This is a genomic window from Lactobacillus amylovorus DSM 20531 (assembly GCF_002706375.1).
GTDB classification, from domain to species: Bacteria; Bacillota; Bacilli; order Lactobacillales; family Lactobacillaceae; genus Lactobacillus; species Lactobacillus amylovorus.
Window position 1 is genome coordinate 76,394 of the sequence record NZ_CP017706.1, and the last position, 17,200, is coordinate 93,593.

A 17,200-nucleotide genomic window follows, 5' to 3' on the forward strand; every position below is an offset into this window, starting at 1 on the left:
AAGATTAAATGAAAATCCCTTTCTAGTTCTGTTTCTTAATCAATAGTAAGAAACAGTGGGAGCGCCCATTATAGTGCCAACGTATCGCCATATTTTTTATGGCCGCACGTGAAAGGTATTGTTAGAAATAGCAATATGAATAAAGGGTGGTACCACGCTAGAGCGTCCCTCAGTCAAAGATATTTTGGCTGGGGGACTTTTTTTGTGATCAGACTTATTTTTTCAGGAGGAGAAGACATGAAAGATCTCGAATCTCAAAAGTTGACCTGGAAGCAATATTTAGTCGTTGCTTCTCTATTATTTGGATTATTCTTTGGGGCAGGAAACCTAATTTTCCCACTTCATTTAGGCCAATTGGCTGGTTCCAACTGGGGTACAGCCACTGTTGGTTTTCTGATCACCGGTGTATTGTTGCCATTACTTTCTGTATTGGCAGTCGCAATCACTCGTTCAGAAGGTGTTTATGACATTGGTAAACCGCTTGGTGCAGGATTTGCCGTAGTCTTTATGGTATTGATCCACGCAACAATCGGACCATTGTTTGGTACACCAAGAACTGCAACTGTTTCATTTACAGTAGGTGTAGCACCATTCATCCCCAAGAATATGCAGACTCCAGCTTTATTAATATTCTCTGCCTTATTCTTTGTTGCCGCATTTGCCTTTTCATATCATGAAAACAACATCTTATCTAACGTTGGTAAAGTTTTAAACCCTTTATTCTTGGCCTTGCTTTTCTTAGTATTCGTTGTCGCATTTGTAAACCCATTAGGTAATCCACAAACTGCAGCTGTAACAGGAGCTTACAAGCACTCAGCTTTAGTTAATGGATTCTTAGAAGGTTACAACACAATGGATGCCTTGGCTGGTTTGGCCTTCGGCGTAACTGTAGTAACGGCTGTACGTGGAATGGGACAAAAAGACGCAAAAAGCGTATCAAAAGTTGTTGCTAAATCAGGGGTGGTAGCTGTAGCTGCCATCGGCTTAATCTACTTATTGCTCATCTTGATGGGTGAAATGTCACTTGGTAAGTTTAATGTTTCTGACAACGGTGGTGTTGCTTTTAACCAAATCGTTAACTACTATGGTGGTATGTTTGGTCAAGCGTTGCTTGCATTCTTGTTAACTATTACTTGCTTGACTACAGCTGTAGGTTTGGTTGCCGCATTTGCTCAAGATTTCCATAAGCATTTTCCAAAGGTAAGCTACCATGCATGGCTTGCACTTAGCTGCTTGGCATCATTCTTAACTGCTAACTTCGGTTTGGATCAAATCATCGCTTGGTCAACCCCAATGCTTATGTTCCTATATCCTTTATCAATGGTATTGATCATCCTTTCAGTTTTCTCACCATTATTTAAGAAAGATGGCGTTGTTTACTTCTTTGTAATCTTGTTCACTGTTGTTCCTGCATTAGGTGATATGGTAGTGGCTTTTCCAAGCGTAGTTAGCCAAAGTAGTTTTGGTTTGACAGTAGCTTCATGGAGAAACGCATTGCCACTTGCAAACATGGAATTGTCATGGCTTGTTCCAGCTTTGGTTGGTGCGGTAATCGGTTTGGCAGTTCACTTTGTAAGAGGACAAAAAGTTGCTCAAGTTGAAGACGAATTAGAATAAGTAATAAATCCTTTTCTCTATGGGGAGTTGGAGAGAAGGATTTTTTATTTTTGTCTTAAAATAGATGTGAAAGTTCAGGTGACAAAAATTGCAAAACAGATGGGATCATCGCAGTAATATTTTCATCAGTAAAAAGATGTCCCATTGTTTACGACATAATCCAGGCAAATATGGTTTAAAGTTAGACAAATACGGCTTTGTCGATCTACAAGACTTCCTAGATGCAATGAATAGAATGCACCATTTTCAGCCGAAATTAAGAAGCCTACAGATGCTATTATTAGAATTCTTCGTGCTTGTGTTTGTGGTTCTGACTTATGGTGGTACCGTGGTATTGCAAAACGTGAATCAGGCACTACAGTAGGTCACGAAGCAATCGGTATCGTTGAAGAAGTCGGTAGCGATGTTGTTGCTGTTCATCCAGGTGACTTTGTCATCGCCCCATTTACTCATGGTTGTGGTAAATGTGCGGCATGTCGCGCCGGATTTGATGGTTCATGCTTAGAACCAACCGAAGGACCAAACGGTGGTTACCAAGGTGAATACCTTAGATTTGAACATGCTAACTGGGCATTAGTTAAGATCCCTGGCAAGCCAGAAGATTACACTGACGCACAACTTAATAACTTCTTGACCTTGGCTGATGTTATGGCCACTGGTTATCACTCAGCTGCTAGTGCTGAAGTTAATGAAGGTGACACTGTAGCAGTTATCGGTGACGGTGCTGTAGGTCTTTGTGGTGTTATCGGTGCAAGACTTCGTGGCGCTAAGAGAATTATCTTGATGAGTCACCATGAAGACCGTGCAAAGTTAGGTCGTGAATTTGGTGCAACTGACATTGTTTCTGAGCGTGGCGATGACGCTATCAAGAAGGTTATGGAATTAACTAACAGCGTTGGCGTTGACGCAGTTCAAGAATGTGTTGGTGCAGTTAGTGCTATTGAACAAGCTGGTAAGATCGCTCGTCCAGATGCCGTAATTGGTCGTGTTGGTGTTCCTCAAACTGAACCATCATCAAAAACTTTATTCTGGAAGAACATTGGTCTTCGTGGTGGTATTGCTAATGTTACTACCTACGACAAGAACATCTTATTAAAGGCTGTTCTTGATGGTGAAATCAACCCAGGTAAGGTATTTACTAAGCGTTTTGACTTAGATCACATTCAAGAAGCCTATGAAGCAATGGATAAGCGTGAAACTATCAAGTCACTTGTTATTGTTGCTGACAAATAAAGCTTATAATCATTAATATATAAAAGGGTAGAAGAGCTGTAACTCCTCTGCCTTTTTTATTCCTTATTATTTTGCTATACATTCTATGCATAGCCCCCATACTTAATAAGTAATTTTTTATATTCAGATTCTTCTATACTATTAAATGTAGATGAGATGTAAAAAGAACAGAAAGGAAGAATACCAATGACAAAAAACGTAGCAATTATTGGTGCTAATGGTCAAATCGCTCGCTTAGTTGAAAATGATATTTTAAATAATGATAAAGATGTACATTTAACCTTATTCCTTAGAAATGCCAGCCGTTTGGACAGCTTAAAAGATAATCCTCAAGTAACTATTATTGATGGGGGATGCTAATGACCCAGAAGATTTACGCAAAGCAATCAAGGGCCAAGACATCGTCTTTGTAGCATTTGTTGACCATGGTGCCGGTGCTAAGGTTACTCAAGATGTTATCAAGATCATGGATGAAGAAGGTGTAAAGCGTCTTATTTCTTCAAACATCTTGGGTATTTATGATGAAGTTCCTGGCAAATTCGGTGACTACAACCGTAGCGTCTGCTTTGGCGGTAAGGTAGAACCTGATAACTCAATGGTTCTTTCAGACAAATATGCTGAAGATTCAGATTTGGATTACACTGTTATGCGTTTAGCATGGCTTAACGATCGTGACGACACTAACTACACCGTTACCCAAAAGGGTGAAGAATATGTTGGTGTTTCTGTTTCAAGAAAGAGTGTTGCCGACGTAGTTAAAAACATCATTGAAGATCCTACTAAATACAGCAAGGAAAGTATTGGTTTTGCTGACCCTGCAACTCAAGGCTCAGACAAGCCAGTATATTAATTACTCTATTACCTCTATCCCTATTGAAAATTAGATATACTTATACTTAATATTTATATTCTTATAGCTGGTCGGAAAGACTAGCTTTTTTTGTCTATTATTATACTATCAGAAGCTTCTTGGCCTAAAATAAGAATTGTAAAGATAAATAATGGGAGGATTATAGAATCGGGGCTTATCGTGGAAAATTCAGATAAGAAACCTAAGAAATTGTCCTTCATTTCTATTTATTTCTTAGGGATTAACGCAGTAATTGGGTCAAGTACTTTCTTACTGCCAGCCAAGATTTATCATGAGATGAATCTAATGGCAATCGTGGTATTATTATTGACCGCCGTCGTTGTATCAATGATCGCTCTATGCTACGCAGACTTATCAAGCAGATTTAAAGGGTCTGGAGCAGCGTGGCTATATGCTTATCATGCTTTTGGCCGATTCACTGGATACGAATTAGGTGTTTTTACTTGGTTTTTAGGTTGTTGTACATTAGGGGCTGAAATTGTCGCATTACTAACTACGCTGAAGAGCTTTTGGCCAGTCTTAAATAATCAAACTATCTATTATTTACTAGCATTTGGGTTAATTATTTTATTCGCCATCATAAACTTCTTTGGTCGTTCATTAGTCAAACTAGTAAACAATATTTCAGCAGCCGCAAAAATGATTACATTGCTTATCTTTATCATTGTAGGGGCATTCTTCATTCATCAAGGTAACTTCTCACCAATTATTCCAGTAGCGGCTACGAAAGGGGCTGGACCATTTTTGCAACACTTTGGTGCAGCATTTACTCCAATATTCTATTTGTTTACCGGCTTTTCATTTATTCCAATTGCGGCTCGTCAAATGAATAATCCTGAAAAGAATATTCCACTGGTTCTAATAGCCGTAATGGTTAGTGTCACTATTTTAGACTGCTTAATGATGTTTGTAGCTATTGGCCTTGTTGGTAGTAAATTAAGCACTTATTCAACACCATTAGCAAGTGCACTAGGAAATGGCATTGGTAAGTGGGGCTACTCATTCATTATCGTAGGTATGCTTATCCCAATCTTTGGTGTTGCATTTTCTGCATCATTTAACGCTCCATCTTTGATTGCATCCCTCCCAAATGAACAAGAACTTTTACCTGCATGGGTTGGCAAAAATAATAAACACGATGCACCATGGGTCGGCATCATTGTGACAGCTATTTTAACTGGTGTATTTGTAACTCAATCATACTTATTCCTAGTATCATGTACCGTATTGGCTTCATTTATTCAGTATGTTCCATCAATCTTAGCTGTAATTAAATTCAAACACAGTAATGAATTTCCTAACCACGGATTTAAGTTACCTGGTAAGTATACTATTCCAATTATTGCTTTGATTGTCTCATGCTATATGGTTACTAACTTCACACCTGTAACTCTTTTAGTGGGAGTAGTTGTAGCAGCTATCGGTGCTGTATTATATATCTTCATGGACCAAGATCCTGCCATGGAAGAAATGGAAAAGCTGCACAAAGAGTTTTTGGATAAATTGAGACATAATAAGATCAAGTTTTAACTTATTACAAAACTGTCAATAGATTTCGGCAGTTTTTTGTTTATTTTAAATCTAATTTACTAGCATCCATATGGCTTGAATTACATGAAAATATCAAAGAGGCATACAATATTGGAAGATATTAAATAAGAAAAGGGTAGATCAACAATGAAGAAAAAACGATATCTTATTCTAATAGCTTTTCTAGCTACTATATTCTTAACTGCTTGCTCTAATTCAACTTCTAATCAAGGTACAAGTAGTCAAAATACTAGAACAACTAAAAAGGCATTAAATCACATCAACTCCAACATTATTTTTCCATGGTGGCAGTTCATCTTATCATGCAGAGGAACATATGGTAGGGGCCGGTGTTACTAAATCTGTAATTAGAGCCGAAGTGGACGGTAACGGTAGAGTCACTTTAATTGGTTCATGGCCAAAAGGAGCTAAGAATCCAATTTGTGAAGTTAACTATGAAAATAATCGCCAATTAGATTTTAATAAGCATGGTGTTTATGCCACTAATGTTGTTAAAGCTTTACAAAAACAATACGGCATTAAAAAGATCAATATGGTTGGACATTCTTTAGGCAACATTTCAATTATTTACTACATGCTTCAAAATGGCAAAAAGATGCCACAGCTGCAAAAAGAAGTTAACATTGCTGGTCACTTTGCTGGTTTGACCTTTGATGGTTTACCAAGTGCTATTAAACAGCCGGCAGGGATGAAACTCGATAAAAACGGCAAGCCTAATAAGATGAATGCCACTTATAAGCAAATGACACAGGCAAGAACAGCCTATCCTAAAAATCAAGTTCAAGTATTAAATATCATTGGTGATATTGGTAATAATAGTGATGGTAGAGTAGAAAATGTCTCATCCCTATCCTTGAAATACTTGGTTGCTGACTGTGCAAAATCTTATCAAGTAGTAAAAATCAAAGGTAAGAATGCACAACACTCTAAGTTGCACAATAACTCGCAAGTAGATAAAGTATTAATCAAATTCTTGTGGAATAAGTAAATTGAACAATAGAAATAGAGGTCATCTGGCCTCTATTTTTTATATAACTTAATTAGTTTTTATTAGCCTTATTTACAGCATCAATGACCGCGTATCTAAAACTATTCTGCTCTAAACTGGCTACTCCCTGAATCGTCGTGCCACCGGGTGAGCAAACTTGATCACGCAGAATAGCTGGCGCAGTTTTACTTTCATAAGCTAGACTAGCTGAACCTTTTACCATGCTTGCTGCTAAAGTATTGGCTAAATCTCGTGGCAAGCCATTCAGTACACCTGCATCCCCAAGTGCGTCAAGAAAAACATCTACAAAAGCAGGACCGCAACCACCAATTGTGCCCACAATACTTAATTGATCTTCCTTGACTGGAATAACATCACCCAATTGGCTCAAAAAATCTACAATGAATTGACGTTTATGTTGATCAACTGTTTCAGGTATAAATAAGCCAATAGTTCCAGCATTGATTACGACAGGAATATTTGGAATAATTCTAGCAACTGTGTGATTAGGTAAAATATCCTTTATCTTTTTGTATTCAATGCCAGCAGCGGCTGAGAGGATGATCGTATCATTATCAAGATTCATCAGCTCTGGAACCAGATCAAGAGTAATATTCGCTGGCGTTGTCAAAATGACAATTTCTGGATTTTTTTCAACTAAATCAGCTAGAGTATTAACTAATTCAAATTCTAGTTCTTTAGCTAATTTTGATACTCGTAGGTTAACTGGATTTTCAGCAATAATATGATTTTTAGGATTGTGTTTAAGTCCTTTAATAATGGCACTTCCCATATGTCCTACACCAACTACAGCAACTTTAGTCATAATTTTTCTCCTTTATACAATAATTTCAAATATATATTAGCAATACTTCTTTATTTTAGTATTAAATGCTTTTAGTTCATCTGTCATAAATTTACGCGCAGATTTATTAATACAAGTCCTGTTCATTTGTTTTAAATTGTGTCGTAAATTTACCAATGTTCTTTCGTAGTGCTTATCGTCAAGCTTTTTACTTAAAGTTGCAGCAAAAGCATGAGGCTTAAGTCGTGCGCGTTTAACCAAATCATCCAATTGCGTATTTAAATTGCAACAGAGTGCGATGATTTTCTTACGCTTTCTTTTATTATTGACCGTCTTTAGTTTACGAAGTAAATCCATCACTTCTAGAAAAGGATCTTTTTCAACGTATAAACTATCATCTTTTCTTTTAAAAAGATTCCTCAGAAATGTAATAGGATGACAGCTCTTTTCGATAAGCTCCTGCAAACATATCAGCTACTTGGATACCATAGCTTTCTTTGCTATCGACGGTTTGATAGTTAATTACTACACAATTGTCCGAATCGCTTACTTCTTGAGCTAATCTATCCAACAATTGTTTATTTAAACTCAAACAAGGATCAATACAATTCTGCGAAGTTCTATCAATAACAACATCTACTATAATTTCAGCAGTTTTTGCACAATTTTTTAGTTGCAAAAAAATATTTTTAATGGGCTGAATATATGACAAGAGCTCCAAGCTTAAATACATATTCTTTTTCCAAGCACCAAACTGACTATAATCAATTGCTGAACGCTCTAGCACAGTCGCGTTTACTAAGTAATTCTGTGCTATCTCAAGAGCTTGCCTGTTAGTCTTATCTGATACCTGATTACTTTTCTTTTCATGTGTTGCTTTATTAGCATAAATGGTTTGTTTATAAGCACAATTTAGCCTTTCAATATCCTTAGCCTTAATAGTATAAAAGGCAACAATGAAGCATCTGGCAATCATCATTTCTTCTTGTTGTTCATAAAGAATACTCTCATCAATATAGACCTTAAAATGCTCTACATTAGCTTCAGTAGTCTTTTCCATTAACTTAAAAGGCGGATATAGTCTAAGTTTTAGGTGATAAATTAAGTTTCTCATAGTTTACTCCCAATTAGAAACATTTGTTTGCATAAAGAATATACCAAACATATGATCAAAATAAAAGAGACTTTTATAAAAATGTGAACATTTGTTTTAATTAAGTCAATTATTTTGCATTAAAGTTGGTTAAAAGCTTATATTAATAAGTGTTTAATTCAGAAAGAAAAGAAGGGAAGATATTGCTTTTCAATCAACCTTTGGCTGATCAAATGAGACCTAACAACCTAAAAGAAATCGTGGGACAACAAGAGTTACTGGGAAAAGGGAAGCCTCTTCGTCAAATTATTGAGCAAAAAGTACCAATCTCACTACTTTTATGGGGACCTCCTGGAACAGGAAAATCTAGTTTAGCTCGAATCATTGCTCGCACTAATGAGTATGCTTTTGCTTCATTTAACGCTTCTATTGATAATAAAGCTAAGTTGCTTAATATCATTGATACATATCCTCATCAAACTTTTGTCTTACTTATCGACGAAATTCATCGGATGACCAAAACTTTGCAAGATTTTTTGCTGCCATATTTAGAAAACGGTCACGTTATATTGATTGGTGCAACTACTGAGAATCCTATCATGTCAATTGTTCCGGCGGTGCGGTCACGTTGCCAGATCTTTGAATTTAAGGCATTAACTGATAAAGATATTCAAACGGTATTAAATAGAGCAATCCAAAAAATCTATCATTTAAAAGATGATCAGTTTGATGAGGAAGCAATCAAGTTAATAGCCACCTCTGCTGACGGAGATTTACGTGTTGCATTGAATATTTTGGAAGTAATTCATGCAACTAATCCAGATAAGTTATCTACTTCAGCGGTTAAGCAATTTGTAAAAGAACAGCATTTTGCATATGACAAAAAAGCAACCAAGCATTATGATTACTTGGCTGCTTACTCTGACTCAATGGCCGGTTCAGATACCGACGCGGCACTTTATTATTTAGCTGTTTTGTTAAAAAATGGCGATCTGCCTTCAGTGGTTAGAAGACTCAGAGAAATACCTTATACCTATATTGGTTTGGCTAATCCCGAGCAGGTGACTCAAATTGTCATTGCAGCTAATCAAGCCGAAAAGGTAGGGATGCCCAAAGCAAAATATCCGTTAATGTTTGCAACGATGCTAATGTGTTTATCTCCAAAATCTGGAAGTTTTGATGAAATATGGGATAAACTTGATGAAGATACAGAATATCCTAGTCAGCATCCCATGCCGCGTGGTTTACGGGACATGCACTACAAGCATTCTGAAGAAATAACGGGTGGGGGATTGATTGAATCTCCCTTTGAGCAGCCACATCAAATTGCTAAACAAAATTACATGCCTAAAGGATTGGAAAACAAACAATATTATCACCCTAAAGACAATGCAAATGAACAAAAGCTTTTTGATCTTTATCTTAGGCTGCATCGCTATATTTATAACAAAGACTATGATGATTAAGTTAATCGACTTTAGCCCATTGATCTTGCAAACTACTGATCAGGGGCATGAGTCGATTTTTATTTTGTTTTAAAAAGACGGCATAGAATTTTTGATGAGCACTTTCATCTTTAATAGGGATATTCACACGATTGCCAGGCAAATTGAGTCCCCAATTATCGTCCATCACAGTCACGTTAGTAGTGAAATATGGCAAAATCGAATAATTCAATATTTCGCTATATTCATGAGATTTAGTTTGATAGATAAATTGGCCATCCGGAATTTCATGTTCATAAATCTGACGCCAAAGGCCAATATTATAGGAACTGATAATAGTTTTTCCTTAAAAGTAAAATTCTCCCACAATCAATCTAATAAGGAATAATTAATTCATATTTCGCCAAAAATGAATTATCAAACTGTTGTGGCAACTTATATTCCTGATTAAAAGTATCTATCATCGCATGAAAATTCTGATAATTACGTAAAGTGAAATTATCTAGATTCTTCTCAATCAAAACTTTTGCTTTTTCATATGGCGGCACATTTTTCCAACCCAAACAGGTAAATAAACGGCGAGAATATGTATCAACCACAAATTCACCTTTGCGAAGGCCATACATCAAAATAACGTCTGCAGTTTCAGGGCCAATACCATGAATAGATAAAATTTCTTGGCGTAATTTACGTTTATTTTGTTCCTGAGCTAATTCTAAATCGCAATCAAAGTTGTCATTAAAATAGGTGGCAACATTCTTGATAGTTTGTGTTTTGCGAGTATAAAAACCAGCAGAAACAATCATTTTGCTCAGTTCTTCATTTGTCATATTTAAAATATTTTGAGGTAAAAAGTCAGTAGCATAATAAAGAGAGGTGAGTGCTTTAGCTACATTTTTCCAGTTGGTATTTTGAATTAAAATTGTCGACCAGATCACTTCCCAATCACTGCGTCCAGGCCACCAGCCAGTGGGATCCATATGATCATACATGATGTCGTAAAGTTGATTTAGGGTTATTTTCTCCATACTTATCACTCATTTTCTTATAAAGAATCTATATATTTAGTCTTACAAATCCAATTATAGTATTTCTTAAGAAATTATAAAAAAGAGACACTGTGTCACTTTTATACTGATATTGTGATATTATGAGCAATGTAATGAAACAAAGTTCGGGTACTTTGTAAAACAACTTTATATATTTGGAGATCCTTTTATTGGAAATTATCAAAACTAAATCATTTAGGCTAGCAGCCATCATGACTTTGACTTGTTCTCTTGCTGGTATTCTTTTAGCCAAACTACCATACGCTAACTTAATTGGAGCTTTGGTATTAGCACTTTTATTAGGTATTCTTATGCAGTTTCTACCAGAGAGTACACGTCAAGAAGCTTCAGGTGGTATGGGCTTTATTTCAAATAAGTTCCTAAGATTAGGAATGATTTTGCTCGGCTTTAGACTTGATTTAGAAAAATTGGCAGCAGCAGGTATCAAAACCATCTTAGTTGCTGCACTTGCAGTTGCAGGTACTATTTCATTAACTTATTGGCTCAGCCGTAAATTCGGTGCAGAAGATGAATTAGCATTTCTCTCAGCATGCGGTTGTGGTGTCTGTGGTGCGGCAGCCGTAATGGGTGTGTCCCCACAAATTACAGCTGCTAGTGAAGAACGAAAAAGAGAAAACGAAGTTTTAGCTGTAGCAGTTGTATGCGTAATGGGTACAGTCTTTACTTTATTAGAAATTGGACTTAAACCAATCTTAGGTTTGACTGATTCTCAATTTGGTATTGTTGCTGGCGGTTCTTTACACGAAATTGCTCATGCAGTTGCTTCAGGTGGTGCATTTGGTAACATCAGTTTAGACAGTGCTTTAATTATGAAATTATCTCGTGTAATTCTTTTAGCACCTGTAGCATTAATTATCGGTTACTTATACCAACGTCGTTCAGCTAAAACAAATACAGGCAATGTTGAAAAAGCTCAAAAGAACGGTAAGTTACCAAATCCTTGGTTCTTAGGCGGTTTCATTTTAACTAGTATTTTGGGCACTTACTTGCCATTCTCAGCTAGTTCATTAGACGCTTTAGTACAAGTAGCTTACATCTTCTTAGGAATGGCTATGGCTGCATTGGGTGTTTCTGTTAACTTTAAAGTTATCTTCAAACGTGGTGGTTCAGTATTTGGAGCAGCAGCAATCAGTTCAACCTGTTTATTGGTATTCATGATCATCATGAGTAAATTATTCTTCTAAAAGCACAAAAAAGAGATGACCCCTCTAGTCATTTCTTTTTTAACATCTCATATCTTTTAATTTACTCTCAACTCAACTTTTGTGTTAACACAAACTGCATCATCATCTCCCCAAAAAATACAGTAATTATCACTTTCCAACAAAATATTGTACCAAAACAACTAACGATATAGAATACTTTTTCAATCGGAAATATTCGAATCCGCATTTACATCTTTTTCATTATCATCAAAGAAACTTACCAAGCTATCGTAGTCGGGGTAGGGTTCTGGATAAACTTCTAGATAGTCTTTGATATTACGACAGTATTCACGATTTTCTTCCTTCACGCTACGGTGATAGATTTCCTCTGAAGTTTCTTAGTAATGCCTGAAAACAGTTCTCTGTAGCAATCCAAATCTTCAGCAGTTAGTCTTCCAAATTGCTGAGTCAATTTAATTACCCCTATCTGTTCGTATTTTATTTACACTATCATATGATTCTATAAGCAAACATGTTAATACTGCACTCCTTACAACCATATTATAATGTGAACTTGACATTTGTTAATACTAAAATGCTCGCAATTTTTAATAAAATTTATCATAAAAAAAAGCACCCCTAAAACGAGGTGCATCCCTTATTTAGCCAATTTATATGCTACTTTCTTAGCCAAAATAACAGATTTATTTTTCACAGTATTTAAGTTTTTATCCAATTGAATTTTTTTATCTTTTTTATGATCAACTTTTATTCCATTTAAGTCTTGCATTAATTCCACTTTGGTATGATCGTCCATATAATTAGCACTTAAGACCTTTTTGACATCATTTTTATGTTTTTGTGAACTAATCGTTTTACCCACAACTAAACCAATGCCACAATAGAAGGCTGCTTTAACGATTTTTCTTACTAGCATAATAAACACCTCGTTCTTTGTTTATCTTATTTTTCTTTACTTTAATTATATTTCTTTCTACTGGCTTTTACTATTTAATATGTAGTATTGTAGTTTAAAGTTATACCAAATTAAGGAGTTGTTCAGATGGCACAATGGCCTAAATTATTTCCTCAACGAATTTTAGATCGAGGGGAAATTTATTTTGAAAATCAAATGGTACAAAACATTCAGTTAGCCACTGATCGAGAGCACTTCACAGCTCAAGTTCAAGGTGGCATAGGTCGATACTATAATGTTTCTGGACGTTTACGCCCAGACGGTCGAGCATCTGAATTAAAGTGTAATTGTCCTTGGGCTATGAAAGGCCATCGCTGCAAACACCAAGTAGCCGCATTAATGGCAGCAGAAGAAAAGCAAAATAATACAGACACACAAGCAGTTATGGATGGCGCTCAAGTCGACTTTAAGGATTTAACCTCTGATCAGATTAAACAAGCAATCATTCAAGCCAATTCTGCTATCGATCCTTTTGAAATTATCGGTCAAAGAACATTTAGTCAAGAATCTTATGATCATGCATTGCGGTTAATTGATACCTTACAGGAAATTAATTTCCGCAAAATCGACGACAAAATGCGTGCTTACGAATATATCTGGAATTTTGAAAACGAAAAGGGTAATTGGCAAAATTTATATATTAAATTCACACGCTGGCAAATTCTAACTATCGACTTTGAGAATAGAACAGATATTAAAGATCAAGATACGATTACTATTTTTGCCTTACTTAAATTTTTAAAAGAATATATTAAAGATGATCCTTTTGATGTAACCAATCAAGCCGCCAATCAGTTGTTAGATTTATATTCAGACAATGCTGCTAAAGTTAAAAGTCCTACTATTTTAAGATCGCAAATTGACAATTATGGTAGAATGCTTCGATTAACCTTTAAGTTAGGAATAGAGAAACACTTATACCAAATTAATGATCTAAATGCATTAATAGATGCAGTGCATAAACAAACGCCAGTAAAATTAGGGAAGTTCTTTAATGAACCAATTGATCCCAATCAAATGACTCAAGACAGTAAGAAATGGCTTGATTTCATTGCAAGGATTATCGATGCACGCAATTTAAGTGTTTATTACAGTGGAAGCAGCCATTTTGATTCAATTGAAATTGAAAATTCAATTGCTGATGAAGTAAATGATCTAATTTACAACGGTACTAAGCTTTATTCAGGTACTCATTTAGTAGGATATACTTCTGATCAGTTAGACTTAAATATCAACATTACTGCTGATAAAGGTGGAGCGATTGTCACAATTGAGGATTTTCCGGCTAGAACTATAATCGCTGGTAGAAATAGTTATTACGGCTATTACAAAGGTGTTTGGATCAAGTATATGGGTCTGACGCCACAATATTTACAGAAGCTAAAACTTCATCCGGGAGATGAGCTACGTTTCAGTAAAAAGACGGTCTTACAGTTTGCACGCAATATTTTGTCTACATTAGAACAAGCTGAGCATGTATCCGTAACAGGTGCACAAGAGTTAAAAGATAAGCTGCCGCCTGAAGCTAGGTTTATTTTCAAATTAGACTATCTAGGTGGTAAGATTCGCTGCACAGCTATGACTGTATATGGGGATGCAGAATATCCATTAAATCGTGACTATGTTGCAAACGAAAAACGAGAATCTGATCTTGAAGAATCTGTTCAAAATAAGCTTAAGCAGTACTTTACTGATTTTGATAAAGAACAATATATTCTTCCAAATGAAGATGCGGATGCTGTTGCGGATTTTTTGGATAATGGACTTGAAAAGCTAAAAGAACTCGGTGAAGTGCAAATTACCGCTAATTTTAGATCATTGCTAAAAGGAATTAAGATTAATACGCAAATTGGCGTAAGTGTTAACTTAACAAATGAGTTGCTTAATGTAGATCTGACTAGTCAGGAGCATAGTCTAGAAGATATTCAAGCTGCATTAAAAGCCTATCAAGAAAAGAAACGTTATTTTGTTTTAAAGAATGGCATATTGCAAAAGACTGAACAGCCTACAATAGAGCAACTTGCGCAAACAATGCATGATTTGAACATCAAATTTACTGATTTCATTCATGGCAAATTACAAATACCTGCGTACAGAGCCTTTTATTTTGCCAAGCAAATGAAAAGTATGAGCGCTCTGCATTTTTCAACTAATGATACCTTTAATAGATTAATCGCTGATTTGTCTAACAACCGTATACGCAGGGATGCAATTCCGCAAACTCTTCAAAATACGCTGAGACCATATCAAAAAGCAGGATTTAACTGGATTAGTACAATCATTAATTATAATTTTGGCGGTCTATTAGCAGATGAAATGGGACTAGGCAAGACTTTACAAGTTATTGCTGTGCTTTTAGCCAGAAAACAGCAACATAAGAGTAATCTACCAAGTTTAGTTATTGCACCAGCTTCCGTAATCTATAATTGGCAAGCTGAGATAAATAAGTTTGCACCTGAGTTATCTGTTGGAGTATTGGGCGGCAGCAATGATGAACGACGCAATATGTTAGTACATCAAAACAAATATGATGTACTAATTACCTCATATCAATCGCTTAATCACGATCTAGAAGCTTATCACAACTTATCTTTTGATTTACAAATCTTAGACGAGGCACAAAATATTAAGAATCACCAGTCGATCACGGCTCAATCCGTTAAAGTTATTAAGGCACAACACAGATTAGCTCTAACAGGAACGCCAATTGAAAATAAGCTAAGTGAATTATGGAGTATTTTTGACTACCTAATGCCTGGCTTCTTGGGCTCTTACGTGGACTTCAAAAAGAAGTTTGAAGTACCTATCGTTAAAAAAGAAGATAAGGACCTAGAATCTGCATTAAGTGAGACAGTAGCTCCATTTATCTTGCGGCGACTTAAGAAAGATGTTTTAAAGGATTTGCCTGCTAAAGACGAAGAGGTTATTCCTATCAAGATGAACCAAAAACAGGCTAGTCTATATCATCTGCAGATGAATAAAATTATTGCCCAATTAAATGGACAAGACGATGATGATTTTAAAAAGTCTCGTTTTCAGATTTTGGCACAAATTACTAAATTACGAGAGATCTGCTGTGATCCGCATCTTTTATATGATAATTACCATGGCAAATCCGATAAATTAAAAGCGACTATTGATTTAATAAAGAGCAATCTAGAAAACGGACATAAGATTTTACTGTTCTCCCAATTCACTTCTATGCTAGATATTTTGCAAGAGAAACTGGCGAAATTAAAGGTGCCTACTTTTATGCTTACTGGATCTACGCCAAAAGAGAAGAGGCAGGAAGATATTCAACACTTTAATTCATTAAAGCAGCCTGGTGTCTTTTTGATCTCTCTTAAGGCTGGGGGAACTGGTATTAATTTAACTAGTGCTGATGTAGTTATTCATTATGATCCATGGTGGAATATAGCAGCAGAGAATCAAGCAACAGATCGAGCACACAGAATAGGGCAAAAGAATTCTGTTAAAATTTATAAGATGGTCACGCAGGATACAATAGAAGAACGGATCATCAAGTTGCAGCAAAAGAAAGCAGAACTTGCACAAGCAATACTAAACAATAAAGATATGGCTAATGCTACAATGAATAGAGAAGATCTACTTAAACTGCTAAAATAAAAGAATAGCTTATAGTTATATCTTTCTTAATTTATGCTTTTTATTCTTGCGAACGATTGTTTGCATGAGTATAATAATTTATGTAACAAAAAGCCAACAAGTTAAACACTTGCTGGTTTTATATTTTGCTTATTAGTTTATTTAGCATGTTTCTTTTTGTACCAGTAATATAAACCAAACGGTACCATGTTTTCTTGGTGGTGTTCGATTCGGCTAATATTGCTTCTATGGCTCCAGTAGATTAAGACTACAAGCAATCCACTGATAATGCTTAAGGCAATGTCGTGGAAAAAGAACGAAGCGATAAAGATTAGGACCACTGAGATTAAGCTGGTTAATGAGACCATACTTGTGATAAACAAGACAGGGAAGAATATTGCTGCACAAATCAAGAAGAAATGTACATTGTATCCTAATAGAAAACCTGCTGAAGTTGCAACAGCCTTGCCTCCCTTGAATTTCAAGAATACAGGGAAAGCATGACCTAAGATTGCAGCTAAACCAAAAATAAGGCAAAGATAATGTGGACCTAAGTTAAAAATGACAGGAATCAATGTAGCTAGCGTTCCTTTAAAGAAATCAACTAAGAACACGATGATGCCTGCTACAGGACCTAGAACTCTAAATGTATTTGTAGTCCCGATATTTCCTGAACCGTATTTTCTAATGTCTTTATGGAAAAAGGTTTTTCCAACTAATATACCTGTCGGAAACGATCCGAGCAAATATGCTAAAATAAACAACGATGCAAATTTTAATGCAAACATATTTAACAACTC

At 35.7% G+C, this 17,200-nt stretch carries 13 protein-coding genes, 3 pseudogenes and 1 other annotated feature (1 of these 17 only partly in view); of the genes and pseudogenes, 9 read left to right on the plus strand and 7 right to left on the minus strand.

Annotated features, from left to right (window positions below; translation table 11 throughout):
• Positions 1–173 (plus strand) — a binding site (T-box leader) (it extends 75 nt beyond the left edge of the window).
• Between the two features lie 64 nt (positions 174–237).
• The 6 genes and pseudogenes from brnQ to LA20531_RS00425 all read left to right on the plus strand — a co-directional run bounded on the left by brnQ (position 238) and on the right by LA20531_RS00425 (position 6,260).
• Complete coding sequence (gene brnQ, locus LA20531_RS00400) at positions 238–1,617, plus strand: branched-chain amino acid transport system II carrier protein (RefSeq protein WP_056939990.1); 1,380 nt, start codon at positions 238–240, stop codon at positions 1,615–1,617.
• Positions 1,618–1,705: 88 nt separating this feature from the next.
• Positions 1,706–1,981: an RNA 2'-phosphotransferase gene (locus LA20531_RS11965; protein WP_056939991.1), complete on the plus strand. Its 276-nt coding sequence runs from the start codon at positions 1,706–1,708 to the stop codon at positions 1,979–1,981.
• Positions 1,870–2,850: pseudogene (locus tag LA20531_RS00410) on the plus strand (alcohol dehydrogenase catalytic domain-containing protein); the annotation flags it as partial. The gene LA20531_RS11965 and the pseudogene LA20531_RS00410, both read left to right, overlap by 112 nt.
• A gap of 186 nt (positions 2,851–3,036) precedes the next feature.
• Positions 3,037–3,700, plus strand: a pseudogene (locus LA20531_RS00415) (NAD(P)H-binding protein).
• 180 nt (positions 3,701–3,880) lie between these two features.
• Positions 3,881–5,251 (plus strand): APC family permease, encoded by a 1,371-nt coding sequence (locus tag LA20531_RS00420; RefSeq protein WP_056939992.1) that lies wholly within the window; start codon positions 3,881–3,883, stop codon positions 5,249–5,251.
• Between the two features lie 147 nt (positions 5,252–5,398).
• Positions 5,399–6,260 (plus strand): annotated as a pseudogene (locus tag LA20531_RS00425) (alpha/beta hydrolase).
• A gap of 52 nt (positions 6,261–6,312) precedes the next feature.
• Here LA20531_RS00425 and proC read toward each other — a convergent pair.
• The 3 genes from proC to LA20531_RS00440 are packed head-to-tail and all read right to left on the minus strand — an operon-like array spanning position 6,313 to position 8,125.
• Positions 6,313–7,086 (minus strand): pyrroline-5-carboxylate reductase, encoded by a 774-nt coding sequence (proC, locus tag LA20531_RS00430; RefSeq protein ID WP_056939993.1) that lies wholly within the window; start codon positions 7,084–7,086, stop codon positions 6,313–6,315.
• A gap of 36 nt (positions 7,087–7,122) precedes the next feature.
• Positions 7,123–7,422, minus strand: coding sequence for a hypothetical protein (locus LA20531_RS00435; protein ID WP_056939994.1), 300 nt, complete (start codon positions 7,420–7,422; stop codon positions 7,123–7,125).
• A gap of 49 nt (positions 7,423–7,471) precedes the next feature.
• Positions 7,472–8,125 (minus strand): DUF3800 domain-containing protein, encoded by a 654-nt coding sequence (locus tag LA20531_RS00440; RefSeq protein WP_162252725.1) that lies wholly within the window; start codon positions 8,123–8,125, stop codon positions 7,472–7,474.
• A gap of 266 nt (positions 8,126–8,391) precedes the next feature.
• On the opposite strand from LA20531_RS00440, the gene LA20531_RS00445 reads away from it, so the two are divergent.
• A complete protein-coding gene (locus LA20531_RS00445; RefSeq protein ID WP_056940023.1) occupies positions 8,392–9,624 on the plus strand; it encodes a replication-associated recombination protein A in 1,233 nt (410 codons plus the stop codon).
• 1 nt (position 9,625) lies between these two features.
• Here LA20531_RS00445 and LA20531_RS11325 read toward each other — a convergent pair whose 3' ends face one another.
• Positions 9,626–9,835, minus strand: a complete 210-nt coding sequence (locus LA20531_RS11325; RefSeq protein ID WP_201779574.1) for a hypothetical protein — start codon at positions 9,833–9,835, stop codon at positions 9,626–9,628.
• 142 nt (positions 9,836–9,977) lie between these two features.
• Positions 9,978–10,631 (minus strand): endonuclease III domain-containing protein, encoded by a 654-nt coding sequence (locus LA20531_RS00455; RefSeq protein WP_056939996.1) that lies wholly within the window; start codon positions 10,629–10,631, stop codon positions 9,978–9,980.
• A 191-nt stretch (positions 10,632–10,822) separates the two neighbouring features.
• On the opposite strand from LA20531_RS00455, the gene LA20531_RS00460 reads away from it, so the two are divergent.
• Positions 10,823–11,857, plus strand: coding sequence for a YeiH family protein (locus LA20531_RS00460; protein ID WP_056939997.1), 1,035 nt, complete (start codon positions 10,823–10,825; stop codon positions 11,855–11,857).
• Positions 11,858–12,476: 619 nt separating this feature from the next.
• Here LA20531_RS00460 and LA20531_RS00470 read toward each other — a convergent pair.
• Positions 12,477–12,755, minus strand: coding sequence for a hypothetical protein (locus LA20531_RS00470; protein WP_056939998.1), 279 nt, complete (start codon positions 12,753–12,755; stop codon positions 12,477–12,479).
• 126 nt (positions 12,756–12,881) lie between these two features.
• On the opposite strand from LA20531_RS00470, the gene LA20531_RS00475 reads away from it, so the two are divergent.
• Positions 12,882–16,421 (plus strand): DEAD/DEAH box helicase, encoded by a 3,540-nt coding sequence (locus LA20531_RS00475; RefSeq protein WP_056939999.1) that lies wholly within the window; start codon positions 12,882–12,884, stop codon positions 16,419–16,421.
• 137 nt (positions 16,422–16,558) lie between these two features.
• Here the strand turns inward: LA20531_RS00475 and plsY are convergent, their stop codons facing one another.
• Positions 16,559–17,188, minus strand: coding sequence for a glycerol-3-phosphate 1-O-acyltransferase PlsY (plsY, locus tag LA20531_RS00480; RefSeq protein ID WP_013438000.1), 630 nt, complete (start codon positions 17,186–17,188; stop codon positions 16,559–16,561).
• Positions 17,189–17,200 lie beyond the last annotated feature (12 nt).

Excerpts from the sequence above, each read along its gene's own strand:
- brnQ (WP_056939990.1), top strand. The coding sequence starts at position 238 with ATGAAAGATCTCGAATCTCAAAAGTTGACCTGGAAGCAATATTTAGTC.
- proC (WP_056939993.1), bottom strand. The coding sequence starts at position 7,086 with ATGACTAAAGTTGCTGTAGTTGGTGTAGGACATATGGGAAGTGCCATT.
- LA20531_RS00435 (WP_056939994.1), bottom strand. The coding sequence starts at position 7,422 with ATGGATTTACTTCGTAAACTAAAGACGGTCAATAATAAAAGAAAGCGT.
- LA20531_RS00440 (WP_162252725.1), bottom strand. The coding sequence starts at position 8,125 with ATGGAAAAGACTACTGAAGCTAATGTAGAGCATTTTAAGGTCTATATT.
- LA20531_RS00445 (WP_056940023.1), top strand. The coding sequence starts at position 8,392 with ATGAGACCTAACAACCTAAAAGAAATCGTGGGACAACAAGAGTTACTG.
- LA20531_RS00455 (WP_056939996.1), bottom strand. The coding sequence starts at position 10,631 with ATGGAGAAAATAACCCTAAATCAACTTTACGACATCATGTATGATCAT.
- LA20531_RS00470 (WP_056939998.1), bottom strand. The coding sequence starts at position 12,755 with ATGCTAGTAAGAAAAATCGTTAAAGCAGCCTTCTATTGTGGCATTGGT.
- LA20531_RS00475 (WP_056939999.1), top strand. The coding sequence starts at position 12,882 with ATGGCACAATGGCCTAAATTATTTCCTCAACGAATTTTAGATCGAGGG.
- plsY (WP_013438000.1), bottom strand. The coding sequence starts at position 17,188 with ATGTTTGCATTAAAATTTGCATCGTTGTTTATTTTAGCATATTTGCTC.